Consider the following 25,919-nt stretch of genomic DNA (forward strand, 5'->3'; position numbering starts at 1 on the left):
CTCTTATTTCTTAAACTATCCCATGTCCCATCATAGTTGTCTCTCCAACGTTTGACTTGCATCCGATTTGTGTGATATTTGCGTGCAGCCTTGGCATTATTATCATGTTTAACCGCATAATCAACGACTTTCTTTCTGTATCGCATTTCTTCTGTTATAATATTCTTCATAGGGGAAGCTTTCCTTTCTGTGGTGTGGTAATTACAGTATAGCAGAAGCTTCCTCTATTTTTTTATTTTCATGTAACACATGTATTGTAACCTTACATAAGTGCAATTATTTTCACCTCTCATCACTAGACCACTCTACACTTCGCCAATCAGCGGCAACATTTACTCTAAACTCCATATATCAACATTCTTTACTCCTAAATTATTCTTTCAAAAGATTCGAAAGAATTGGAGACGACTGATTATATAACCATTGTCTTATCGGATGATCAGAAAAAGATGTGTGAATCTCTGAGAAATCAATCGCCAACCTGCGATTGCGATGGGACACATTGCAGAAAAAATATATTAGCTATAGGATTTATTGGCGTTTTATTAGACCGTAGTTATTTTATACATACTAAAAAGCATCTAATTTCATTGCCCATATTTTCCGGTTTAGCCACCTCTCAAATGTTACTTAATACGACTATAACAGATGATAAGTCACATTTAAAAAAGCTATAGAAAAAAATCGCTAAAAGAAAAAATGATTTTCTCTTAGAGCCTCTAAGGATAGAGCAATTTTATCGAATGTGACAGAATCAGATTGTGCCACATTGGACTTTTGATATTTTCGGTAAGATTTGATTATCTCAGAACATTAATATTGCCCCTTTAAAAAATTTTGTCAGTACTTTTAAGTTATTCTATTCTGAAAATTCAAAATTTTCAGTCTATATAATTAACTTATATTCAGTTTTACCAAATGATAAGCTTTAAAAAGTATTCAGAATTTAGTCATGTTATGGATCCAATAAAGTAGATATGGAATATTTATTTTCTCTTGTCTAATGGAATGGCAACAGTTTTTTAACAAATTTTATAAGGTGCAGAACTTCTTTCCGTATGCTATTCCGATTGTCCTTGACAATGAGCCTCCTCGGATGTGACGATCTTCGGCAGGAGCTAACAGTTAAAGCTAGACTGCCTCGCTAGCGTTAGCACATCCGAGCTCATTATCAAGGATTCGCTGCGCTAATCTCTGGTTACGGTAACCAACCGGTGTCTCGTAGCCAAGTGTACCGTGCAACCGAAGGTGGTTCCACCAATTGACATAGTCAAATAACTCCAAATCCAATTGTTGTAAGGTTTCAAATGTGTATTGATAGACAAATTCTACTTTCAACGACTTATAAGTTGATTCAGCTGTGGCATTATCAAAAGGACAGCCTTTATGACTCAATGATCGATTGATGTCAAAAGTTGTTAATAATTCATCAATAGCTTGGTTATCAAACTCTTTTCCACGATCAGTATGAAAAATCTCAACCTCTGTCAGAGGTTGTTTGATACGGCTAAATGCTTTTTTTACTAGAACGGCATCTTTATGTTCTCCACAAGAATAGCCGAGAATTTCTCGATTGAACAGATCCAAAATGAAACAGACATAATTCCATTTTTTCCCGACTCGTACATAAGTCAAGTCTGTTACGATCGCTTCTAATGGGTTGTCTCTTAAGAATTTACGATTCAATACGTTTGTCGTTTTGGCTTCATTGCAAGTAGAATGATGTACTTTAAAATAAGCAACAGTATAGCTCGATTTTAATCCTCTATTTTTCATGATTGTACTAATTTTTCGTCGGCTGATCTGAATGCCTCGTTTTGATAAGGCTTTTTTTATTTTTCTTGAGCCGTAGGCCTTTCGGCTGCGGATAAATTCTTCAGCGACTGCTTCTTCAAGTTCTGATTCGTCTTTCTTTGGTTTTGATTGATAATAATAGGACTGACGTGATAGACCTAATATTCTGCACATCGCTGATATAGGGTAAAGATGCTTATTCGCATCGATTACTTGTCTCTTCGTCAGAATATCAGCGCTGCTTGCTTTAAAATATCATTTTCCATTTCTAATTGCTGGTTTCTTTTACGTAGTTCTAACAATTCTTTTTGTTCAGGCGTAAGATTATCTTTTTCTTTGAATGAACCACTCGTTTTAGATTGCTTTACCCATTTGTCAAATGCTGAAGCCGTTAGTTCATATTCTCGAATGATTTCTACACGTGGCTTTCCAGCTAAGTAAAGATTGACGATTTGTTGCTTGAATTCTTGTGAAAAAGTTCTTCGTGTTCTCTTAGACATAAAAATTCCTCCTGGTATGTTTTCTTCTAGTCTACACACCTTAATTTTTCTGTCTAGTTAATTGTAGCCTATCCATCTCTTTGGTTTGAACATCAGCAATTATCCCCTCTTGATTGCCTATTTTAGCTTGTTTAGAAGAAACAAAAGCTAAAAGCTCCTCTTGGGTTTTAAAACGCTGTGTGGGGCTTAGAACGCCCTTAAATGACCCTTGGTTTACTTTTATACTAGCTTCCACCTCGAAAAAAGGTTCTTTTTTAAAATTCTCTATGGCTTCCTGGCGCTGAAAAATAAGGTATAAGGTGGGCGTTTGAACACGTCCTAGGGAAAATGTACCTTGTACGCCCTTCTATTGTAAATTTAACGTATACAAAGGGCTTGCGTTCATGCCGATCAACCAATCGGCAATTTGGCGTGTTTACACGGTAAAAAGTAGCCAACTTCAATACGTTTTTCCAATACTTCTTTTGCTTGTTTTGGATTACATACTTCTAATACCTCAAAATTTGTAGGGAAATCTAACCCTTTAGATTTAATTTTTTCTTTAAAATTAACTTGATACAATACACCAAATTCTCTTTCTTTGAGTTTCTCAATGAGTGCTTCTGTTGCCGCTTGGAATGATTTAGTTGTTTTAACTTCATACATAAAGTTCACTTATATTCCTCCATTTTTCATTTCATGTATATTTTGTGGAATCGACTTTTTTAGAATCTGCTTTGAATATTTTATCTATTAAAGCTTCTTTGATAATAGTGTCCATGATTTGGAATTCTTATTGGATAGAAATTTCTTTCTAGAAAATGATTTCGTCGAAAGTTCTCATTGGTTGAGGATAGGCATGTTCAAAACAATCAGTCCGATATCCTTTTAATCCAGTTGCTGCACTATATAAAAAATTTCATCATAGTTTCGCCCTAGTCGTTCCAAAGATTCGATGACAAAAATATCCTTCTTCCTTAAAAAATGAAGTTCTTTTTGCAATTATTCTCGTGAGGTCTTCTTTTAACTACATAAAATTGTAACCACTGGTTTTAAGAGTAGTGTATCATCCCAAATCATATAATTAATTGACTGCGATTGTTATAAAACTCACGGTAAGCCATATAACTAGCAATAAATGAAGAAATCGATCATGATTATGAGCGAAACGGAAGAGAAGTTAGAAGCAATCAGAATCGCTATTGGAAAAGAAGTTAATCGGGGTGTCACTCTATTAAATGCCAAGGGTGGATTTAGTCGTCGTGAGAAGGAAGTGTTATTGATTGTGACAACAGATCATGAGTTTTTCAAAATCAAAAAAGTCGTGGAGGAAGTCGATCCTAAAGCTTTTGTTCTCGTCAATAATGTTTCGGAAGTCTTGGGTAGTGGTTTCACCTTCTTCCCAGTAGAGTATTTGTAATGATGTCAACGAAATAGTCGTATTAATTTTAGTATGAAAAAAGTGCCAAATGGCACTTTTTTTCTTTTTTATTATCTATTTTCCAGATAGTCATGGAATAGACTATAACATGTTGTGTTAGGTGAACAGTTCTTTTATAATTTGAACTATCATCCGATCTTAGGGGGTCAAATCGTGTCCAAAATGCTTACTGATAGGCAAAAACGTTATCATTATCTTAAAACGAAATACGACTACTTGTTAAAGAATCCTTTATCCCTCACTATGACACGAGGGCTGCCTGATAAAGACCAGTTAAACCTATCAACCTCTCTTTTGACAAATATTACTCCGGAGGATTATGAGACTGAAGACCACAAAGATATCCGAAATTATGGCGAGCTTACTGGAATACTAGAAGCCAAGCACTTCTTTTCTGCGATGTTAGGGGTAACAACTGATGAAGTCTTTGTAGGAGGAAATTCTAGTCTCTCATTACTACACATGGTATTAACGTCCTTGCTCTATAGCAAGAATGGTCCTTCTCTCAAAGATAAAGGACCACTGACCTTTTTATGTCCTTCACCTGGTTATGATCGTCACTTTGCTATGACAGAAAAGTTAGGTATCACTATGATTCCCGTCCCTATGACAGACGTTGGACCCGATATGGATATTGTCGAAGAACTAGTAGCAACAGATGCTAGTATCAAAGGAATCTGGTGTGTTCCAACATATAGTAATCCAACTGGCGTCACTTATTCAGACGAAACAGTTGGTCGTCTTGCTCAGTTAGAGACTTTGGCTGATGATTTTATTATTCTATGGGATAATGCTTACGTGGCTCATCACCTCACTGAAGATCATACTATTGCTAAAAATATTTTAGCGTCTTGTAAAGCAGCAGGATATCCAAACCGTCCTTGGATGGTCTGCTCCACCTCAAAAATAACTTTTCCAGGAGCTGGCGTTGCCGCGCTTGCTAGTAGCGAAGAAAACATTGCTTTTTTTAGCCATGAAATGTTTTACCAAACCATCGGATTTGACAAGATCAACCAAAAACGTCATGTCAAATTTTTAATAGACCAAGAACACTTGGCACAGCATATGGCGAATCATGCAAAACTATTGAAACCTAAGTTTGATTTAATTACTCGAAAATTTCGCGCTTATTTTTCTGACCGTAAGATGGTGGATTGGACCGAACCAAAAGGGGGGTATTTCGTTCATCTGACGACAATGACAGGTTGTGCCACTGATATCGTTTCTCACTTGAGCGATATTGGGGTAAAAGTCGTAAAGGCAAATTCAACCTATCCATACGGCATAAATCCGTTAGATAATAGCATTCGATTGGCTCCGACATCTATTCCTTTAGAGGAAGTCGAGCAGGCGATTGATGCTATCTGCTTAACCATCGAATTTTGCTGCTTACGCCGGCAACTCGAAGGTGCTATAGATGATACTGCAACCCCTAGTAGTCAGTTGGGTAAGCATTGAAACGTAATACTAGTTCACTCAAAAAAAGAATCGCGATATGCGATTCTTTTTTGCGTCATTAAAATTAGAACTCTCTAAACCAGATTTTTTAAATCAGGATCATTAACTTAAAACGATGGAATCAATGTATCGCCATGTTCATCTTCTAAGAATGATTTGACGTCATCACTTGTCATAGCTTCTTTTAAAGCCTTGATTTTATCAGAATCTTGGTTATCTTCTCGAGCGACTAATTGAATTGAGAAACGTTGATCGACTTTTTGTTCTAAGAATAGCGCATCAGATGGTTTCAAGCCAATTTTTGCGATATAAGTCGGATAGTTATAAACCAATGACACATCAGGTTCACTATAAGCTTCTGCTAAATTCAAAAGGTCTACTTCCAACCATTTAAACTCTTTTGGGTTGTCAACAACATCTTTGATTGTCCCGCTATCAGTTACACCATCCGCCAAAGTGATTAAATTTTGTTCAGCTAGAATAGCTAAAGCACGCCCTTGGTTTGAAGGGTCATTAGGTATGGCAACAGTTGTACCATTTGGAATATCATCAACTGCAGTATAATCTTTTGAATAAAATCCAACTTTTGCATCATAGATTGGTTGAATTGCAACTAAGTTAGTGTCATTAGCCTCATTATATTGCTCCATAAACGGTTTATGTTGTGCAAAACTAGCATCAGCTTCGCCACTTGAAACCATATCATTATATGCAACGTTATCATTAACTTGGACGAGTTTGATCTCCCATCCATCTTTTTCAGCTACTTTTGCTGCAACTTTGACAACATCTGTCATTGGAGGCGCTTGACTCGCAACGGTAATCACTTTATCTTCTGCCTTATCACCTACTGAGTCATCAGTATTATTAGTTGCCTCTCCAGAACCACATGCTGTTAAAAACACCGCCAAAAATAGTGCTAAAAATGCTGTTAATCCTTTTTTCATTATCTCTTTTCCTTCTTTCTTTTTTATTTTATAAACCTAATGAAACCAAATTAAGAATGACCTATTTTCGTTTATCGAGTCGTTGAGATACCGTGTTCCCAACCATTTGAATAATAAACACACTAAAGATCATAAGGGCTATCGCAACAGCCATAATGCCATATTGATAACTCTGGTAACCATATCGAATCGCAAAATCACCGATCCCACCACCACCAATAATTCCCATGACCGTCGAGTAAGACACCATGCTGACCGCTGAGGTTGTATAAGCCAAAATTAGACCACTTCGTGCTTCTGGCAACAAGAAATGCCAGATGTATTGCCACTTAGATGCCCCTAGAGACTCTGCCAATAAAGCAGTTTCCTTTGGAACATCGAGTAAAACTTGCTCAGCTAAACGCGCATACAAAACAACTGCCATAATGCTTAACGGAAACGATGCTGGATAAGGTCCAAACGCTCTTCCCAGTATTAATCTTGTTAAGGGAATCAACGTGATTACAAACAGTAGATAGGGAAATGAGCGAATAAATGTCACGACAAAGTTAAAAAGCCAATAAGAGAGCGTTTTCTTTCCTTTTATATGAGGATTAGACATAAACATGAAAATTCCTAGTGGCAAGCCTATTACGACACAAAAGCTCATTGAGATTCCCATCATAATCCCAGTTTCTTTAATTGAAGTCATCAATTCGGGCATATAATAGTTTAATGATTCTAGTAATGTCACCCCTCCATCCGCCTCCTTACTTTCTCTAAATAAGGTATTTTTTGGTTGGAAAGAGGTTCAGGACGATTTGACACCGTTCCTAACATTTTACCGTCTTCCAACACTAACACACGTTCACATAGTTTTTTAACCGTATCGAGTTCATGACTCACAAACAAAATCGTCATACCAAACTCGCGATGGATTTGTTGCAACAGTCTCAAAACTGCATCCGTATTTTCCTCATCCAAAGAACTTGTGGCCTCATCGCATAATAGAATTTCAGGTCTTCGAACCAACGCTCGAGCCAAAGCAACCCTCTGTTTTTCGCCACCCGATAATTCTTTTGGATAAACCTCTCTCTTCTTACCCATCCCAACAAAATCAAGCAACTCATCAACACGATGCTTATCTTTTTGCTTGATGAGTGTCAGTGGCAAAGCAACATTCTCAGCAACAGTTTTATTGGCCAGCAAATTGAACTGTTGGAAAACCATACCAATCTTCTGCTTTTGGGAAACCACTTCTTGAGCTGTCAATTGACTCGTGTCTCTTCCAGCAATCTCTAACCGTCCCTCAGTCAATGGCTCCATCAAATTGATTAATCGCAATAAGGTCGACTTCCCTGAGCCACTTTTCCCTACGATTCCTAAAATTTCTCCTTTTGAAACAGAAAATGAAATGTGTTCTAGTGCAAAAACCTGTTGATACTTCTTCGAAACATCTTTCACTACGATCAAAGTCATCCACCCCTTAGATCTGGCGACCAAAACTATTCATCTACATATTGGTTGCGCTTACACAGTATAATATATATTGTTATTTTTATCAAGCTATTATTTGTTTTTCTTTGGCGAGTCATCTTCTCACCAATTAACCAGTCAACCGTTATAGATTACTATAACATGGAACAGCAAAAGTTACATACTATTTTTACTATTTCATGTTAAATTACGTTCAAAACTAAGACAAAAGAGCCAGATCCTGAATGGTTGCCCAATTCAAGTGCCAGCTCTTTCATATCATTTTCCTGTATTCTCTTTTTTGTTTTTGAAAAGTATTGGAATTTTATTATATGTTTTTCACAATGTTGAAACGAACTGTGTCATCTGTGAAACACCTTTAATATGAATAATACGATTTGTATGAGTTAAAAATTCTCTTGCACCACTCGATATGATTCCTGTATCTTTTTAGCATTAAAACTGTACTTCTTTTGAACATATCGATAGTACAACAGATCCACTGCATATAATTGACAAATCAGAGAAGTCGTAGAGGCAGCTCTTAAAGCCTTCTCGTTCAAATTGCCAGTCGTTAACACTTGATAGTCACCAAGCGCATACAACTGACTCGTCGCATTTGAGGTCAAAGTGACCACTTTTAACCCTCTGTCTCTGGCAATTTTGGCTAATGTAATAGCCTCCTTTGTCTCACCTGAATGGGAAATAACGAAGAATAATGGTTTTGGTAGCTGATTTTCGATTTCAACAGCGACTTGATGAGTGTCTGTAATGAAATGTGTCGCCTTTCCGACACGGCCAAATTTTTGGACAAAATCTTGGGCTACTAATCCTGAAGCACCAAGTCCATATACAATAACATGTGAGGCACTCTCTATTGCCGTTACAACCTGATCCAGTGCTTTGTTTGATAAGCTTTCAGAAGTCGTTGTTATACTGTGATTGATTCGTAAAGCAAGTTTTTGCTTTAAAGTCGTAGTATTATCTTTAGGATTAATCTCATCATAAAGACGCTCATCAATACTTTCTACTCTTGTCAACTCCATTTGTAGTTCAGTATAACCTTTTAGCCCTATTTTACGGGCAAATCGGACAACACTTGATGGACTTGTCCCAGTTTTTTCAGCCAACTCAGCCGTATTCAAATGAGGAATTTCAGTTGGATTGTCCAAAATAAACTGCGCAATTCTCACTTCAGTAGAAGAAAAATTGGTCAACTTACTTTGTATTGTAATTAAAATACTCTTTGGCATTAGTCACCTCTCTTACTTTGTATATCCCATCTCTAACTTTATTTCCTTCTTTATTTTCCTCTTTATTTTCTTCTTTATTTCCTTAAGTATATTGATTTAAATGTATTAATCAACATATATTGATTCAAATATATTGATTTTTGCGGACTAATTAATGTGTGCTGATTTATATATATATTGACTTATGTACTTTGATTTAAGATTATACTTTTGTCAAAAAAGAGGTGGTCGATTTCTCACCACCTCAACAAGTTATTCTTCAGCAACTCTCACTGTTTAGCTAAGTAACAGTTTGACTTCAGGACAAATTTAAAAGCCATATTAAAGCTAGTCCATATTAAAGTTATTGTAATCAATAACTGTCTTATCGTCAATTTCTTCTGTATCGAGTTCTTTAGCTTCAGTCGCTTCTTTTGGCACTCCAAAGAAATAAGTCGCAATGAATCCGCCAAGGTAACCAGCTAATAATCCAAGGACATAACCCCACCATTTGTCACCATAAATCAACGGAATCAAAGCAACACCACTCGGGCCAATGGCAGTAGCACCAATGCCACCTATCAATCCAACAACGGCACCACCGACACCACCACCGATACAAGCAGTGATAAATGGTTTTCCTAGTGGCAATGTAACAGCATAAATTAACGGTTCTCCAATTCCAAGGATACCAACTGGTAAAGCACCTTTAATCATATTTTCCAATGGTTTATTCTTGCGACATTTAAGCCATAATGCAAAAGCTGCTCCGACTTGTCCTGCACCGGCCATAGCTAAGATTGGTAGTAAAAGGGTGTAACCTTGACTCGCAATCATTTCGATATGGATTGGTGTCAAAATTTGATGCAAACCAAGCATTACCATTGGTAAGAAGAGCGCTCCAAGGACAAAGCCTGCAAATGCACCACCAACATTAAGCACCCAAGTGATTGCCCCAACAAGTGAACTAGATACTGCACCAGCTATTGGCATGATTAAAAAGATAGTAACCAATGCGACGACTAACAATGAAATAGTCGGAGTAACGATGACGTCGATTGAGTTTGGTACAACCTTACGTAGACTTCTTTCAACATAACACAAAATCCAAACGGCTAAGACAACCCCAATAACACCACCTTGACCAGCTGCCAGTGGTTGACCAGTAAAGATGTTTGGTAGCGGTGCTTCAGGATTCATACCTGTTAAGTAAACGACACCACCAATAACACCACCAAGACCTTCAGTTCCCTTGAACACTTTAGCTGCATTAATCCCAATATAGATGTTTAAATAAGCAAATAACCCACTTTGGATGATTCCGAGTACTACACGGATATTGGTCAATGCATCCCCAGAAACAACTCCAGCTGTCAGTAAATTTCCTAAAATCGAAGCAATACCACCAATGATACCGGCACCTACGAAAGCTGGAATCAACGGTACAAAGATACTCGCAATTGCTTTTAGCGCCCGTTTAAACGGTGTATTATTGCGTTTTTTGATTTCTGATTTATTTTTTGCCGCTTCTCGCTCCGCTTGAGTTTTACCACTTACCGGACTATCAGCCTCAACAGCTGCCGGTTTGCCTTTTAATTCTTCAGACATTATATTGGCTACTTTGGTCACAATTCCTGGACCTAAGACAACTTGAAGCAATTCATCTTCAACGACACCCAATACCCCCGGAACCTTCTTCAATCCTTCAATATCTACATGGTCATCATCTTTAATATCAATCCTGACCCGTGTCATACAATTGATAACATTAGAAACATTTCCCGTCCCACCGATATGGGCATAGATATCATGTGCTAATGTTTTTTCACTAATTTTTGCCATTCTAATCCCTCCATTAGTAGTTTAGTGTTATAAACTTTTTATTTTATTGCTTTTTACTTCTGCTACTTCTGTTACTGATTACTTCTATTACTTTTTCTTATGATAGTTTTTACTTTTTACCAGTATTCGTAATTCATTGATTAACTCTATTGACCTATGTTAACCCTATTAACCTATTATCAAATAGCTAAATCCTCTATGTCACTCACACTAAGTTCAAGTCATCCTTTAATCGCTTGACGAATAAAGCCGTGTGCTTTTTCTAACCTATCGCTTGCAACTTCCTTTGTGGTAGCTGTTACTACCATCACAATTGCCAGTTTGACCTTGTGACCAGATGCTTCAAAAGCTGTCTCTGCAACTTGGTACGTACAATCAGTCGCTGCCATGATAATCCGTTTCGCGCGCTCCACTAATTTATCATTTGAAGGCAACACATCGACCATCAAATTTTGATATACTTTTCCGATACCGACCATCGCTCCGGTCGATAACATATTCAAAACTAGCTTTTGAGCAGTCCCAGCCTTTAACCTTGTTGATCCAGTCAAAACTTCTGGACCAACTTCTACTTCGATAGCGTAAGTAGCGAAAGCGCTGATTTCAGCACTTTTATTACAAGATAAAGCTGCAGTCGTTGCACCGACCTCATTGGCATAAGTTAATCCACCAATCACATAAGGAGTCCGACCACTCGCAGCAATTCCAACAACCGTATCGTGTTTCGTCAACTTAAGGTCAACCAGGTCAGTTTTACCTAACTCCTTAGAATCCTCAGCCCCCTCAACAGCAATAGTCATTGCTTTTAAACCACCAGCAATCAACCCTTTTACTAACTCACTTGAAACACTAAACGTTGGAACACACTCAGCAGCATCAAGTACCCCTAGACGACCACTCGTTCCAGCACCCATATAAATCAAACGGCCACCATGATTAAATGATGAAACAATCTCATCAACCACCTGAGAAATCACGGGAATTTCCTTTTTAACCGCTAAAGCTACCAATTGATCCTCGTTATTCATGACCGTTAAGAAATCAGTTGTTGATAACTCATCCAGATTCATCGTTTTTTTATTACGCGTTTCTGTTGTTAATTTGCCTAAATCCATTAATATCCCCCTTTTACCTACAACCTTTCTGCATACTTCTCACCGTATGCAGTTACCTACATACAGTTATTTGCATACAGTACAGTATAAAGCTACTACACTCTCAACCAAAGAACCCACTACCCTATGATGTCTGATTACCTGCCATGTATTTGGTGAATATCATGGTTAATGTTACATTTTGTTGCTGACACTTGTCTGACATATTGTGAAACCTTATCCATAATTGGAAATCCCACCACTCCTTTGTTAAAGCGGTTTCACTCACCTATAATGATAGCACGTATGAAACGATATTTCAAATATAATTGGTTTAATTTTATTTATTTGACATTTTGTTTCTCGTTTATAGAAAGCATTCTTATAAAAGCATTCCATTAAAATCAACTCATCTTCTTGGTCAAATGTGTAACAAGTTTAATTTCAGTAGCTATGGTATACTCGGTGAGAAACTACTATATAAAGCCATTTTCACTCAATAAAGCCAGTTATACTTCGATATGATAAAGGGTTATGAATAGACATGTGTATACAAAAGGTTTGAAAATGCTTTACTAAATGACACACTAAAATGGCACACTAAAAGATAGACAATGGAAATGGAGGCACTTTATGACTTCAATCATGTGGTTTCGCCGTGATTTACGCTTAGAAGATAACACAGCGCTAAATCATCTTCTTAAGAATCATCACGATAATCCCATCATTTTTTTATTTCATATCAACCCATCACAACTAACAGACAATTTTGGTTTTAACCAGCATACATTCTTTTCAGCTGTCAAACACTTTAAACACCAATTAGTTGAAAAAGGAATTAAGCTCCTCATTTTACAGGGAGAGCTTGAGAAAACATTTAAAAGCTTAAAAGAACAGTATCCTGAGTGGGATAATATCTACTTTAATGAAGATGAGACAGGATTTGGGGCGAAGCGTGATCGGGAAGCTTTAGCTGTTTTTACCAATCTTGGGGTAACAGCGCATCACTTTTCGGATCATTATTTGATAGATGCCAGTAGTATTGTTAAAGACAATGGTTCTTACTATAAAGTGTTTACACCTTACTTTAAGAAATGGGAAGCTTTCGAAAAAAGAAAGCCCAATATCATTCAGTTTAAATCGTCTAACATAAGACTTCGACCGTCTATTCAAGCTACAGGTGAGGATAATATGGGTAATTTAACAGATTTGTTATTGCCTCAGGAAAAATTAACTAAAGAAATAGCTCAATTAAATTTTGGAACCGTAAGCGCTAAGAAAGCACTACACGATTTCATCACTAATCATCTCTCTAATTATGATAAGAAACGAGACTTTCCTGCTCAAAGTGGTACCAGTAAGTTATCACGATTCTTACGTACTGGGGAACTCTCGATAAGGACGGTTTTTGAAGCAGCGCTTCCGGCCAAGGATAGTTCTGGGAAAGAAAGCTTCATCAAAGAACTTGCTTGGCGTGATTTCTACAACATGATTTATGCCACACATCCTAATCAACAAAAAGAGCCTATCATCCCCTACTTTTCCCATATCCATTGGGTTAACGATGAGTCACAATTTAAACGATGGAAAGATGGATTAACAGGATACCCCATCATTGATGCTGCCATGAGACAACTAAAAACGACAGGTTGGATGCACAATCGCTTACGCATGATTACTGCATCATTTCTAACCAAAGACCTATTGATTGACTGGCGTTTAGGAGAATCTTACTTTAAGAAACAATTGATTGACTACGATCCTGCTAGTAATATTGGTGGTTGGCAATGGGCAGCCTCAACCGGTACAGATGCTGTCCCTTATTTCAGAATATTTAACCCTATCACGCAATCCAAAAAATTTGATCCAAGTGGCACCTTCATTAAGCAATATGTTCCAGAACTCAAAACGTTATCAGAAAAGGAGATCCATTTTCCTTCTATACTAGACATGCAAATACAGCAAAAACGCCACGTGATAGTTGGCAAAGACTACCCGGAACCCATAATCGACCATCAATGGGCTAGAAAAAGAGCAGTAGCAGCCTATGAAGAAAGTAAAGACAGATTTTAAATCTCTACGCAATTATTGTTGAACACAGCTCTATGAATCTGTTAACTTTGTTGAACTGTTAAAAAGGTAGAAAGGGTGAGACCTGTGTCTCACCCTTTCTTTCACTATTCTTTATTTCTGTTAGATTTTTTGTATCTTTTACACCTTGATATCTTTTGTACTTTCCAAAACGGTTTCTAAAAAAGAATTCTAGACCAACTTCAAATTTTTTTCTGTGTTAAACTTTCGCTAGTACAGCTTTTGCGGCTGCTAGTCTTGCGATAGGAACTCTAAATGGTGAGCAAGAAACATATTCCAACCCTAATTTATGGAAGAAATTAATGGATTCAGGATCGCCACCATGTTCTCCACAAACACCAAGTTCAATGTTCGGTTTGACTGAACGACCGAGTTGAACGGCCATTTCTACTAATTTTCCGATTCCTTCAACATCAATCGTATGGAAGGGGTTAGGAGATAGCAAATTTTTATCTTCATATTCTTGTAAAAATTTTCCGGCATCATCTCTTGAAAATCCAAAGCCCATTTGTGTTAAATCATTGGTCCCAAAACTAAAGAAATCTGCTTCTTTAGCAATCGTATCTGCCGTAATAGCTGCACGAGGTACTTCGATCATTGTCCCAATTTTGTAGATGATCTCTTCTCCTCTTTCAAGAAATACATCAGCGATTTCTGCCTCAATTTCTTTCTTGATGTATGACAATTCACTAACAATTCCAACCAAAGGCACCATGATTTGAGGCTCTACTTTCTTACCCATCTCTTTCCCAGCTAATATTGCTCCCTCAATGATTGCCCGAGCTTGCATTCTTGAGACCTCAGGATAGGTGATTCCTAAACGAACCCCTCGATGTCCAAGCATTGGATTAACCTCCGCTAAAGAATCCATATAGTGTTCAAAATCGGTTAGTGATTGCCCCATTTCAGTCGCGATGGTTTGAATCTCCTCAGGGTCACGAGGTAAGAATTCATGAAGCGGAGGATCTAATAGACGAATCGTCATCGACTTACCATTTAATGCAACGAACATTTCAAAAAAGTCTTGCCGCTGCATCTCTAAGAGTTCATTCAAGTAAACTTGCCGTTCTGAAACTGAATGCGACAAAATCATTTTTCGCATACTCTTGATACGGTCTTTTTGGAAGAACATATGCTCTGTACGACACAAACCGACACCTTCTGCTCCTAATTGTAAGGCTTGAAGGACATCTTTTGGTGTATCAGCATTGGCTTTCACTTTCAAAGTCTTCAGATCATTAACCCAGGTCATAAAGGTATCATAGTCTTCTGTTAACTGTGCTTTCGTTTTTGAAATTCTTCCTCTATAGACATTTCCACTAGCGCCATCGATTGAAATGACGTCTCCTTCATGAATCACTTGATTTCCAAAGCTTAGTGTCTTCGCCTCTTCATCAATCGTTGCTGCTGAACATCCAACCACACAACACTTACCGATACCGCGAGCCACGACTGCCGCGTGAGAGGTTAACCCGCCACGTGCTGTCAGAATGCCCTCTGAACTAACCATCCCCGCTAGGTCCTCGGCAGACGTCTCTTTCCGAACTAAGATAGCTTTAATGCCCTCATGTTTCGCAGAGGCGACCCTTTCAGCATCAAAATAAACTTTCCCTGAAGCGGCACCAGGTGAGGCTCCTAATCCCTTACCGAGTTGTGCTGCTTGTTGAATGGCTGTCGGATCAAAAGTGGGATGCAACAATTGGTCTAATTGTTTCGTATCAATTCGTTTAATCGCCACTTCTTTGGTAATCTTACCTTCATGAACGAGGTCCACCGCAATTTTGATGGCTGCTGCTGCAGTCCTCTTCCCAGAACGCGTTTGTAGCAGATAGAGTTTCCCCGATTCAATGGTGAACTCTATATCTTGCATATCCTCGTAATGATTTTCAAGAGTGCGTGCAATCTCTAAAAATTGATGATAACTAGATGAATCTAGACGTTCCAAATCTTTAATTGGTCGCGGAGTTCTGATGCCTGCTACCACATCTTCCCCTTGAGCATTGATTAAAAACTCACCCAGCAGTTCCTTGTCACCTGTTGAAGGGTTTCTAGTAAATGCAACACCAGTACCTGAATCATTGCCTAGATTGCCAAACACCATCCGTTGGACATTGACTGCAGTCCCAAGGTCATCAGGAATGTGGTGTAATTCCCGGTACAGGATGGCACGCTCATTGTTCCACGACCTAAAAACAGCCTCGACAGCTTGGTAAAGTTGCTCTCTTGGCACTTGTGGAAAGGCTTCACCTGTTTCTCTTTGATAGATTTTTTGGTAGGTTGTGACCAAGTCCATCAACTGTGGTGCCGTCAATTGATAATCAAACTCCAACTGATGAACCGCTTTTACCTGCTCGAGTTCGCGCTCAAAAAAGACCCGTGGCACACCCTTGACCACATCAGCAAACATTTGAATAAATCGACGGTAGCTATCATAAGCAAAAGCGGGATTGCCAGTTTGAACTGCAAGACCTTTAACTGATTCTGTCGTAAGTCCTAAATTCAAGACTGTATCCATCATCCCAGGCATAGAAATAGCTGCGCCAGACCTAACTGACACCAGTAAGGGTTTTTTAGGATCATCAAATGATTTTCCCGTTTTGCGTTCTAGGTCTATCAAAGCGTTTTCAATTTGCTCTTTTAAAGCATCCCATAATTGTTTTCCTTCTTGATAGAACTGGATCGAAGCTTCCGTCGTAATCGTGAAACCCTCTGGTATCTGAATCCCTAGACGTGTCATCTCTGCCAAATTAGCACCTTTACCCCCTAATAAAGTAGCTTGGCTCTTATTACCTTCAGAAAACTCGTAGACAAATTTCTTAGCTTTAACAATTGCTTCCATTCATAGTCACTCCTTCATAATTTATTTAATATTCTAGTAGTGAGAAAAAACGACGAATTATACTTTTTGACTAATAGTACTCAAATAGCTAATAATGATGTCTGCTGTTTCTTCAATTGCCTTATTAGACACATTGATAACTTTACAGCCAAGTTTAGCCATCACGTCTGAAGCATACTCGAGTTCTTCTAATATTCTTTCACGTCCGGCGTATTTTGACTGGTCAGGCATTCCAAGAGATTTCAGTCGCTCACGTCTGATCTCATTTAGTTTTTCAGGAGAATTCGTTAAGCCAATAATTTTTTCAGGATTAATAGTAAACAGTTCCTTTGGTGGTTGTGACTCAGGGAACAAAGGCACATTAGCTACTTTTATATTTTTGTTGGCTAAATAGATTGAAAGTGGTGTTTTAGATGTTCGAGAGATTCCAATCAAGATGATATCTGCCTTTTCGATGCCTCTAGGATCTCGACCATCATCGTACATGACTGAAAATTCGATAGCATCAATTCTTTTATAATACGATTCATCTAGTCTCCTATTACTCCCTGGTTTCTCGATAGGGGCTTGCTGAAATAAATGTGACATACTATTTAAAATACTAGAATAAATATCAACACTTTCAATGTCGTAGCGTTTAGAAGCCTCTTTCATATAGTCCGCCATTTCTTTTTTGACAAACGTATAGTACAAGAGCGACTTCTCATTCTTAGCAACCTTTCGACAGATCTGATCGATTTCCTCAGCTGAAGCAACATACGAATGTTTGATGATGCGATAATTGTTCGTTTTAAACTGATATATCGCTGATCGAATCACAGCCTCAACTGTTTCTCCTGTTGAATCAGATAAAATATGTATCATGTAATGTTCCATAGTTACCCCCTATCAAAACTCTTTTTTCAAGATGTCTAGCAACTGCCTTGTCGCAGTAGATTTGGAAAACTTCCCAACTACTACCTTTTTGCCTTCGCTGTCATAGATCTCTCGACTCAAAACGGGCAAGCTATCAACAGCATGTAATACGAGTGAGCGTGTGGCTTCTAAGACACTTGTATCATCAAAAATAGTGTAGATATTAGGCATCTTACTCATCAAAGTCCCAACCGGAACTTTAGACAGATCAGCATCTCCCAGTGCCCCCTTCAAGAGATCTTTTCGCGACACGATGCCGACCAACACACGATCCTCAACGATATAAAGAGAACCACAATCCTCTAAGAAAAGCTGGATAATCGCATCTTGGATACTTAACTCCTTTGGAATATTGACCGCAACCGCCATCACATGCTCGATCTTTTGTCGCGCAATCTGATCGACTACCAGCGAATCGCTGAACTCTTCGTTGATTAAGTAACCAACTTTCGGCTTAGCTGTTAAGATCCCACTCATCGTCAGTAACGAAAAATCTGGTCTTAAAGTTGCCTTTGAATACCCAACAATCTCTGCAATCTTTTCAGCCGTGATTGGCTGCTCAGCCTTAACGATGGTGATTATTTCTTTTTGCCGTTGTGAAAACTCCAACCATAACCACTCCTTTGTGACATATTATATCCATATAGTATGTCACATTTACAGAAATGTCAACTATCACTGCAGAAAACTATCAATCGTCAGTTCTAGAGACAGTTACACAAAAAAATAGAGCAAATTTCTTTTGAAGAAATCGCTAAAGGATTACACTGGTAGTAACTTGATCATTACGAGGAGGATGCCTATGTCATTACTAGACCCTATCACTATCAAACAGACTCACTTCAAAAACCGTGTCGTCATGCCCCCTATGTGCCAATATTCAGTTATTGAAAAAAATGGTATCGTGAACAGTTGGCATTGGCAACATTATGTTAGTCGGGCAGTTGGCGGCGCTGGGACCATCATTATCGAAATGACTGATGTTGATCCAGATGGTCGCATCACCGACTTTGATCTAGGCTTGTGGGAAGATGCCCAAGTCGCACCTTTGAAATCATTAGTGAGTGAACTGAAGACATACGGAGCAACTGTCGGCATTCAAATCGCCCATGCGGGAAGAAAAGCAGAAGACGCCTCGCAACCAGTAGCCCCTTCAGCAACCCGATTTCCTGCTCCAAATTATAAAACACCTCATGCCTTATCTACTCAAGAAGCAGAAAAAATCGTTCAGCATTTCCAAGACAGCGCCCGTCGAGCAGTTGATGCTGGGGTTGATTTTATAGAACTACATGGGGCACACGGCTATCTGATCCATGAATTCCAATCCGCTTTAACCAATCATCGAACTGATAAATATGGAAAAGACTTGGCACTATTTGGTGTAGAGGTCGTTGAAGCTGTCAAGGCAGTCATTCCAGAAGAAATGATCTTACAACTTCGTATTAGTGCAGTAGAGTATGCCCCTAACGGCTATCAGTTAGACCATAGCATCCAGTTAATCAAACGGTATATGGCTGCTGGCGTTGACACAATTCATGTCAGTAGCGGTGGAGAAGGGCCTACGGGTCCTAATAAATTGTATGCTGGCTATCAAGTCGACTATGCCAAAAAAATCAAAGATGCCACCAATGCTATTGTCACAGCAGTTGGCCTCCTTCACGATCCTGCCGTTGCCAACGCGGTTATTGCATCTAACAAAGCTGATTTTGTGGCTGTCGGCCGCGGCATATTGAAAGACCCTTATTGGACCCTACACGCAGGAGAAACACTCCACCTTAACACCCCAATCCCCAAAGCCTACCAACGAGGCTTTAGGATCCGTTAATACATTAACTGGACTAATAAACCCAACTACTGGTCTTACTGCCAACTTATATCGTTGGCTATGGTCCATTTCAGCAGAGACAAAATAGGTTTGTGTATTAGGTTAAAATCTATAAAAAATAATGGTAAAAAACGCTGCAAATCCAATGAATTACAGCGTTTTTCTTATAACTTTTACTTCTGTGTTTTTTGTTTCTTTTTATCTTTTTTTAGCTCTACAGTAATTAACTTTATAGTTTGTTCTTTATAGTTTTTATGTCTATATAATTTTATATCTACCTAAGCAATCTGCATGTGACACATAAAACGCCATCAAGTTTTCTATAGGTACATATAGCTACACCACTATCTATAACACTATTTGAACCACTACTTACACCACATAGTAAGGATTAGCAATAATCAACCGTTCGTTGGTTTTGTGTTTGGCTGTTCCCCAAACTTCAAACCGTAAATAACCTGGTTCGATTGTTAAACTGATATAAGATGTTGATCCTTGGTCTATTTCACGTTCATTGATGACTTTTCCATTATTGATTACAACTATTTTCTCCGGAAAAAAACCAAAATGTTGTAATTTTTCTTGTTCTGTTCCTGACACTTTCACCGTTGCTTTAGTGGTCCCTGCACTCAGTTCGTCACCCATATAGAACCGCTGACCTTTTTGCGAGACGTATAAGTCTAATATCGGACCTAGGCTAATGTAGAAATTTCCTCTTTTCAAACTTTCAAGTGTTTCTTCTTCAGTCGGTAACTCTAAATCATCCATGTTACTAACGCCGATAAATGTCAACGCAGTATTGTCATTAGCTGCTTCTTGACGATGCCAATCACGACCAGCACTACAAGAAACTCGGTAGCCTTGGTCAAGGAGATCAACCCACATATCGTAAGCTTGCTGACTTCTAAAATTATCATCTGGATTTAAACGATTCCACACTTCGATAAAATTGATCAAGCCAAAATCTTCTACATGAAAATCCCAACTACAACCTGTACAGATAGGACTCCCAATAGAAAATGGATGTGCAATTCCAGTTATCCCACCAACCGCTTTGATTGCTTTTAAGGACGCGTCAATCGTATCCTTTTCTGCATCTCGCCAGTCAATGACCTCTCTTGCACCAATCACCAAGAGATGACCGTAAAAAGTCGTCCATTCCATGCCCTTCAAAACCCGAATTCCCTCGGTTTCTTTTGTCAGTTGTTGTAACTCCAAGGTAGGCGCCATCGTATTATGGTCTGTAATAGCTAATATTTTATAGCCAAAATCTTTCGCAGCCTGCACTAATTCAGCTGTAGTAAAGTCTCCATCACTATTCATTGTATGGGAATGTAATTCCGTTTGTAGATACTTCATGCTCTATCTCCTCCGACTACACGCAACTCAACGACACAAGTTGGCGATAATAAGCAATGCATATCCAATTGTATTTCCCATTGTCCCTGGCAAACTGCTTGAGGAATAAATCCTGCTGAACTTCCCTTTTCTGAAATGACTATTTCTTGTGGCGTTTTCTTGTTATGGTGGCAACCCAGATAGTGACCGTTATAAGAAAGTGATACCGTAATAAGATTAACCAAAGGTAAGAAACCACTCGCCTCTACTGGGCTATCTTCAGGTCTAAAATAATCTGATAATCGTTCCTCGATTCTCTTGATTGCTACCGCCTCGGGGACAATTTTTGGCGAGTAACCGAATGTAATCTTTAACTCATCATATGGGCGATCCAACTCCAGTGGTATCTTCAGATGTTTTTGATGCGACGATGGATCAAGCGTGAGCGTTTCCGAATATAGTTCCACTATTTCATTTCCCCTTCTCCTACCGCCATTTTTCTTTTTTCAAATTACTGATAATATAGAACACTGCTGATACAGAACAGATCAAAAACATGATCACCGATAACGCAGCTGTTCTCTCATAATCCATATAGCTGTTGAATTGATCATAAAGTGCGATGCCAAGCATTTTAGGATGATTACCCCCCATAAGAAATGGCGTCGTAAACGAACCAACATTTCCCATAAAGACAAACGTAATAGCTACTAATACTTCTTTATAAGTCACTGGCAATATGATAGATTTGAAGATTTGGAACCAATTGGCTCCCACATCCCTAGCAGCCTCGACAGAAGCCATCCTAATGGAGGATAGGCTCGCCAAAATCAATAATGCCACGAAGGGAATATTGAACCATAGATTCATCACTGTGATTCCAACGGCATTGTACATCATCCCGGGTTTATAATCCCCACCGAATAGCTGACTCACACGATTCAGGACACCAGAATCTCTAATGACCATAATCATCGAATAAACAGCTACTAGGCTAGGTATGAATCGTGGTAATAAATTGAGTTGATTCATCCATTTGCTGACCTTTGAGCGACTAAATCTCATATACAATGCCAACAGATACCCCAAAACAACTGAAAAGACCACTGTAACAATAACTATTTGGAGTGTGTAAAGCAAGTTTGCTTGTTGGATAGGATCGGTCAAGAAATACTGATAATTAGCCCATGTAAATGCCTTGGTCTCACCATCTTGAAAACTTCTGACAACCGTTGTTCCTATAGGATAAACGATGAAAAAGACTACAATCAAGAAAGCCGGTAAAATCAACAAATAGGGTAAGGCAGTAGCCAACACTGTCATTTGAACCTTTTTTTGTCGCTGAGCTACTTGGCGTTCTTTATCGCGAAGTAGCATTTTTTCACTTATCATTGGGCCATCGTTCCAATCTCTTTGTCCCATCTTTCATTCAGCTCCGTCCCAAGAGTCCCGATACTGCTGGTTCTAAAGGATTCAATGTTAAGATCTTCTAAATACTTAGAGTTTTCCGAACTCACTTGACTACTATCAATCACAGGGATTGCAGCCATGCTATCTAAAAGAATTTGTTGTGCATCTGTGGTTAGCATGAAATCCATCACGGCTTGTGCCCCTTCAGAATTTGAGCCAATACTTGGAATTGCCATGCCATCAACATTGCCTGTTAGACCGGGTTCAATTTGAGCCATTTTAACTGTATCAGGAAGTGTGCCATTTGATAGGTTTGTAATCAGCATGTCAGCCCAAGCAGGGATCATATCCACTTCACCATTAACCAACAGATCTAGCGTCCCTTGGTTTTTATTCGGATAAACCACCTTGCCACCTGATTGATACATGTCCCCGTTCAACTCTTTTAGAAGGTCAAATCCTTGATCCCATTCTGCTGCCCACTTCGGATCACTCGAGGTCATAGCTTCTTCTGGCAAGAAATTATAGATCGCCGTTTGGACAAATGAGCTACCTGCACCACCTGATCCCGGCGTATTATAGGCAAATCGACCTGGATTATCTTTAATCCATTGGTATAAGTCGTCTGCTGTCTTTGGAGGAGTAGCTACTTTAGCAGAATCATAGGCTAACACTACGGTCGTCCCACGATATGGCACTAGGTATCCATCCCCATCAGACACTTTAGTAACGACCTTATCCAGATTAGGGATGTTTTCTACATCGTAAGGAAGGAAGACATCCTCGCCTCCTTGTTCAACATAGGAACTATATTCAGCATCAGACACTAAAATGAGATCATAATCGGTGTCTTTTTGGTCTGTTTCTGTTGCTGCAATAATCCGATCACTTAAACTTTGCGTTCCAGTTCCTGAGAGGATGAATTCAAGTTTTAAGTCATACTTTTCACCAGCTTCGCTATCATTGAACGCCTTAACGATCTTGTCCATCCCAACTTTCACATTATCCGATCCACCTGCCCAAAGCGTTACTGTTTCTTTGCCATCACTGCTTTCGTCTGAAGGAGATAGTACTGTTCCACAAGCTGTTAAGACAAGTGCTCCTAACAGTAAGCCAAAACAGTTTAACCATTTATTGAATAGAGACTTCTTTTTTTGTGTCATTATTTTCGCTCCTAATAGGTTTTTGATTTAGTGATTGTGAAGTAAAGGGATTGCTCTTCTTTATATTGTTTTGATTCCTCTTTATCGAGATACACTTTCAGTTGTTTCCCGTTATAATTCAATAGTAAGATAGAAAAATGTCCAGCATTCATGATTTGTAAGATTTCACCATTTCTTTCCCCTTTCACCGGTGAAAGTGTCACGTCTTGCGGTCGAAAAGCTAGTTCTCGGTCATCATCAATGCGGATAAAATTCATTTCGCCGATAAAAGATGCCGTGTAATGATTGATGGGATTCTCATAAATCTCTGAAGGTGTATCAATTTGAGCAATCCGACCTTTCTCCATCACAACGATTCGGTCCGATAACGACATGGCTTCTTCTTGATCATGCGTTACAAAGACCACCGTCACTTTGGTTTCTTTTTGGATACGCTTCAATTCTTCTCGCATCTGTTGCCTAATCTTGGCATCCAATGCAGAATAAGGTTCGTCCATCAACAAAACTGATGGTTCTAGCAGTAACGACCTGCCAATTGCTATGCGTTGCTGTTGTCCCCCCGATAGTTGACTCGGGAATTTTTTCTCTATCCCCGGCAAGTTTAAGAGGTCTAGGATGTTCTTGATTTTTTCTTTAATAACCTTTTTTGGATAGTGTCTTAGTTTCAATCCAAAAGCCAGATTTTCATAGACAGTCATATGACTCCACAGATTATAGCCTTGAAAGACCATACTGGTTGGCCGTTTTTCTGCGGGCTGATCTGTGACATCCAGATCATCAATCATTATCGTGCCTGTGTCGACACTTTGTAACCCACCTAAACAGCGTAGAATCGTACTTTTCCCACACCCCGATGGTCCGAGCAACGTCAAAATTTCGCCAGTGTAAATATCCAGATTAATATCATGGATCCCGTCGCCATTGTCGTAGACCTTAGAAACGCCAGAAATCCTCACTTTTCTTTTATCCAAATTTTGATTCAACATATCCTTGATGCCTCCTGTGTCTGATGAGTGATATCGTTTTGCAAATTATTAACGTTACAATGAGATGCCACCTGAAAACAAATCCTTACCAAAAATCTTGCGACACAACCAAAGTAACAGGAGTGTTGGAATGATCAAGATGACTGAAAAGACTGCACCAGCCATCGGAGGATAATCTAAGATAACGCTATACATAGATGTTGCCATAGTTTTGATCTCCGGAAATCCTACTAACAAGGTTCCTTGGGCTTCTTCGAGTGAGCCAAGAAAGGTATACATAGCTGCGACAGCAATAGCCGGAATGGCTTGTGGCATTGTAATTTTGAAGAAGGTACGAATCGGGCCTGCACCAATGTCTCTTGCTGCTTCTTCTTGTTGGCGCTGGATTTTTTGAAATGAACCAGCTGGAATCCAGATCATAAAGATCATCGTATTCAATATATGGACGATGATGACACCCGTCAAAGTTCCCATCAATTGAAAGCGATAAAACAATATGCCGAGTGCCGTATATAGTCCAATCTTCGGAAACGCATTTGATAGAAGAAAGGAGAACATAAAAAAACTCTTCCCTTTGAAATCAAAACGAGCTAAAGCATAGGCAGCTGGGATACAGACTAATAGAGATAACACAGTCGCAATGACCGCTATAATGAACGAATTAGCAATTGAAACCATTAGGTCATCTTGAGCTAGGATATACTGCCACCACGCTACTCCAAACTGCGTTGGAAGCACATGTGGTACTTGATATTGATCCGCAAAAGCTAACGTAAACGTGTTAACTAACGGGCCATAGAAAAAGAATAAGAATACTGCAAAAATCATTACGTCAAACAGGTACTTTCCACCAAACGACCGATATATACGGACAGGATTCAAATACTTCATGATGAAATCCCTACTTCCCTAGTGATGAAACCCCAAGCCTTTTTAGAGGTAATATTGAAGACGCGTTGTTTGCGATACCTGGCTATTTTTTTGTAATCATTGACCGTCCAAACGGAGAAAAGTAATCCCAACTCTTCCCCTCGTTCCTGAATAGTTGGAGTCAACCAGTTCTCATTTAAATTGATAAGAGTTGCCCCTTTTTGAGCTAAGGTCTCAAGTGCCACTACTAAGACTTGTTCGTTCAAGACTCCTGTCAAACGATCGATATCAATCCCGTTCTCTAGGTTCATCAAAATATGATTCGCATGCCTCTTCAAAAATAACGGATTCACAGCTCCGCTCAACAAGACTCTGTGTTTGATACCATATTGATCTGCTAACCAAAAGACCTCGTCTTCTAATCCCGTTTCTTTCAAATCACAATTGATCAAGAGATGGCTATTTTTGATACATTTAAAAATAGAGGCAAGTGACGTGTACAATCTATCCTTTTCTAATGGTTCATGATGCAGGACTAATTTGTGTTCTAAGTCATCATATCTAACGTCGACTTCTATGGCATCGACTGCTGGTTTGTTTCTAAAAAAAGAGGCAAATTTGATACTATTTTCAGGCAATTCGTCACTCCCAGAGTGGGCAGTCAACAAAGTCATTGTACTCATCCCTTCGTAGTTCTATATTTTTAAGTGATGCTTATATTATATAAGGCGATTATTGAG

General features: G+C 38.9%; 23 protein-coding genes and 1 pseudogene. 4 read left to right on the forward strand and 20 right to left on the reverse strand.

What is annotated here, in order from left to right; translation table 11 throughout:
- The 4 genes and pseudogenes from H541_RS13755 to H541_RS0105235 form a co-directional block, all read right to left on the reverse strand.
- Positions 1 to 170 (reverse strand): helix-turn-helix domain-containing protein (locus H541_RS13755; protein WP_169461099.1); only part of this gene is annotated, 170 nt, incomplete at its 3' end.
- A gap of 961 nt (positions 171 to 1,131) precedes the next feature.
- Positions 1,132 to 2,294 (reverse strand): IS3 family transposase gene (locus tag H541_RS0105220; protein WP_156831878.1). Its coding sequence is split into 2 segments (ribosomal slippage): positions 1,132 to 2,021 and positions 2,021 to 2,294, totalling 1,164 coding nucleotides; the frame shifts between segments, so codons are not numbered across the junction.
- Between the two features lie 76 nt (positions 2,295 to 2,370).
- Positions 2,371 to 2,679 (reverse strand): annotated as a pseudogene (locus H541_RS12930) (DNA topoisomerase); the annotation flags it as partial.
- 5 nt (positions 2,680 to 2,684) lie between these two features.
- Complete coding sequence (locus tag H541_RS0105235) at positions 2,685 to 2,939, reverse strand: DUF302 domain-containing protein (RefSeq protein WP_231455875.1); 255 nt, start codon at positions 2,937 to 2,939, stop codon at positions 2,685 to 2,687.
- A gap of 487 nt (positions 2,940 to 3,426) precedes the next feature.
- On the opposite strand from H541_RS0105235, the gene H541_RS0105240 reads away from it, so the two are divergent.
- Both H541_RS0105240 and H541_RS11625 read left to right on the forward strand, forming a co-directional pair.
- On the forward strand, positions 3,427 to 3,693 hold the full coding sequence (locus tag H541_RS0105240; RefSeq protein WP_026501638.1) for a YitT family protein: 267 nt from the start codon (positions 3,427 to 3,429) through the stop codon (positions 3,691 to 3,693).
- Between the two features lie 183 nt (positions 3,694 to 3,876).
- The gene (locus tag H541_RS11625) at positions 3,877 to 5,172 is read left to right on the forward strand and encodes an aspartate aminotransferase type Ic (protein WP_052168268.1); all 1,296 of its coding nucleotides are present in this window, start codon (positions 3,877 to 3,879) and stop codon (positions 5,170 to 5,172) included.
- 107 nt (positions 5,173 to 5,279) lie between these two features.
- Here H541_RS11625 and H541_RS0105250 read toward each other — a convergent pair whose 3' ends face one another.
- The 6 genes from H541_RS0105250 to murQ form a co-directional block, all read right to left on the reverse strand.
- Positions 5,280 to 6,119 (reverse strand): MetQ/NlpA family ABC transporter substrate-binding protein, encoded by an 840-nt coding sequence (locus H541_RS0105250; protein ID WP_022796284.1) that lies wholly within the window; start codon positions 6,117 to 6,119, stop codon positions 5,280 to 5,282.
- A 61-nt stretch (positions 6,120 to 6,180) separates the two neighbouring features.
- Complete coding sequence (gene emtB, locus H541_RS0105255; protein ID WP_420805189.1) at positions 6,181 to 6,822, reverse strand: metal ABC transporter permease EmtB; 642 nt, start codon at positions 6,820 to 6,822, stop codon at positions 6,181 to 6,183.
- Positions 6,823 to 6,848: 26 nt separating this feature from the next.
- Positions 6,849 to 7,571 carry a methionine ABC transporter ATP-binding protein gene (locus H541_RS0105260; RefSeq protein ID WP_026501639.1) on the reverse strand — a complete coding sequence of 241 codons (723 nt, stop codon included), beginning with the start codon at positions 7,569 to 7,571 and terminating at the stop codon, positions 6,849 to 6,851.
- A 410-nt stretch (positions 7,572 to 7,981) separates the two neighbouring features.
- A complete protein-coding gene (locus H541_RS0105265) occupies positions 7,982 to 8,827 on the reverse strand; it encodes a MurR/RpiR family transcriptional regulator (protein WP_022796287.1) in 846 nt (281 codons plus the stop codon).
- A 327-nt stretch (positions 8,828 to 9,154) separates the two neighbouring features.
- Positions 9,155 to 10,648 (reverse strand): PTS transporter subunit EIIC, encoded by a 1,494-nt coding sequence (locus H541_RS0105270; RefSeq protein WP_022796288.1) that lies wholly within the window; start codon positions 10,646 to 10,648, stop codon positions 9,155 to 9,157.
- Positions 10,649 to 10,869: 221 nt separating this feature from the next.
- A complete protein-coding gene (gene murQ, locus H541_RS0105275; protein WP_022796289.1) occupies positions 10,870 to 11,763 on the reverse strand; it encodes an N-acetylmuramic acid 6-phosphate etherase in 894 nt (297 codons plus the stop codon).
- 612 nt (positions 11,764 to 12,375) lie between these two features.
- Between murQ and H541_RS0105280 the strand changes: the two genes are divergently transcribed.
- Positions 12,376 to 13,815, forward strand: a complete 1,440-nt coding sequence (locus H541_RS0105280) for a cryptochrome/photolyase family protein (RefSeq protein WP_022796290.1) — start codon at positions 12,376 to 12,378, stop codon at positions 13,813 to 13,815.
- A 217-nt stretch (positions 13,816 to 14,032) separates the two neighbouring features.
- Here the strand turns inward: H541_RS0105280 and ppdK are convergent, their stop codons facing one another.
- Genes ppdK through H541_RS0105295 form a run of 3 tightly spaced genes read right to left on the reverse strand, consistent with a single transcriptional unit; the run spans position 14,033 to position 18,196 of the window.
- Entirely contained in the window at positions 14,033 to 16,672 is a 2,640-nt protein-coding gene (gene ppdK / locus H541_RS0105285) for a pyruvate, phosphate dikinase (protein ID WP_022796291.1), read from the reverse strand.
- A gap of 57 nt (positions 16,673 to 16,729) precedes the next feature.
- Positions 16,730 to 17,548 (reverse strand): pyruvate, water dikinase regulatory protein, encoded by an 819-nt coding sequence (locus tag H541_RS0105290; protein WP_022796292.1) that lies wholly within the window; start codon positions 17,546 to 17,548, stop codon positions 16,730 to 16,732.
- A gap of 12 nt (positions 17,549 to 17,560) precedes the next feature.
- Positions 17,561 to 18,196 (reverse strand): CBS domain-containing protein, encoded by a 636-nt coding sequence (locus H541_RS0105295; RefSeq protein ID WP_022796293.1) that lies wholly within the window; start codon positions 18,194 to 18,196, stop codon positions 17,561 to 17,563.
- A gap of 193 nt (positions 18,197 to 18,389) precedes the next feature.
- Here H541_RS0105295 and H541_RS0105300 point away from each other — a divergent pair, with 193 nt between their 5' ends.
- On the forward strand, positions 18,390 to 19,412 hold the full coding sequence (locus tag H541_RS0105300; protein WP_022796294.1) for an oxidoreductase: 1,023 nt from the start codon (positions 18,390 to 18,392) through the stop codon (positions 19,410 to 19,412).
- Positions 19,413 to 19,784: 372 nt separating this feature from the next.
- Here the strand turns inward: H541_RS0105300 and H541_RS0105305 are convergent, their stop codons facing one another.
- The 7 genes from H541_RS0105305 to H541_RS0105335 are packed head-to-tail and all read right to left on the reverse strand — an operon-like array spanning position 19,785 to position 25,853.
- Positions 19,785 to 20,771: a CehA/McbA family metallohydrolase gene (locus H541_RS0105305; RefSeq protein WP_022796295.1), complete on the reverse strand. Its 987-nt coding sequence runs from the start codon at positions 20,769 to 20,771 to the stop codon at positions 19,785 to 19,787.
- Positions 20,768 to 21,217, reverse strand: coding sequence for a hypothetical protein (locus tag H541_RS11630; RefSeq protein WP_022796296.1), 450 nt, complete (start codon positions 21,215 to 21,217; stop codon positions 20,768 to 20,770). The genes H541_RS0105305 and H541_RS11630 overlap by 4 nt, the downstream gene beginning before the upstream one ends.
- Before the next feature lie 19 nt (positions 21,218 to 21,236).
- Positions 21,237 to 22,172 carry an ABC transporter permease gene (locus H541_RS0105315; RefSeq protein WP_240470902.1) on the reverse strand — a complete coding sequence of 312 codons (936 nt, stop codon included), beginning with the start codon at positions 22,170 to 22,172 and terminating at the stop codon, positions 21,237 to 21,239.
- Complete coding sequence (locus H541_RS0105320) at positions 22,139 to 23,323, reverse strand: extracellular solute-binding protein (RefSeq protein ID WP_022796298.1); 1,185 nt, start codon at positions 23,321 to 23,323, stop codon at positions 22,139 to 22,141. Before H541_RS0105320 ends, H541_RS0105315 begins: the two co-directional genes overlap by 34 nt.
- A gap of 11 nt (positions 23,324 to 23,334) precedes the next feature.
- On the reverse strand, positions 23,335 to 24,309 hold the full coding sequence (locus H541_RS0105325; protein ID WP_022796299.1) for an ABC transporter ATP-binding protein: 975 nt from the start codon (positions 24,307 to 24,309) through the stop codon (positions 23,335 to 23,337).
- Between the two features lie 54 nt (positions 24,310 to 24,363).
- Positions 24,364 to 25,200, reverse strand: a complete 837-nt coding sequence (locus tag H541_RS0105330; RefSeq protein WP_022796300.1) for an ABC transporter permease — start codon at positions 25,198 to 25,200, stop codon at positions 24,364 to 24,366.
- Positions 25,197 to 25,853, reverse strand: coding sequence for a glycerophosphodiester phosphodiesterase (locus H541_RS0105335; protein WP_022796301.1), 657 nt, complete (start codon positions 25,851 to 25,853; stop codon positions 25,197 to 25,199). Before H541_RS0105335 ends, H541_RS0105330 begins: the two co-directional genes overlap by 4 nt.
- Positions 25,854 to 25,919: the final 66 nt, after the last annotated feature.

The sequence above is a fragment of the Bavariicoccus seileri WCC 4188 genome (genome assembly GCF_000421665.1).
Classification (GTDB): Bacteria; Bacillota; Bacilli; order Lactobacillales; family Aerococcaceae; genus Bavariicoccus; species Bavariicoccus seileri.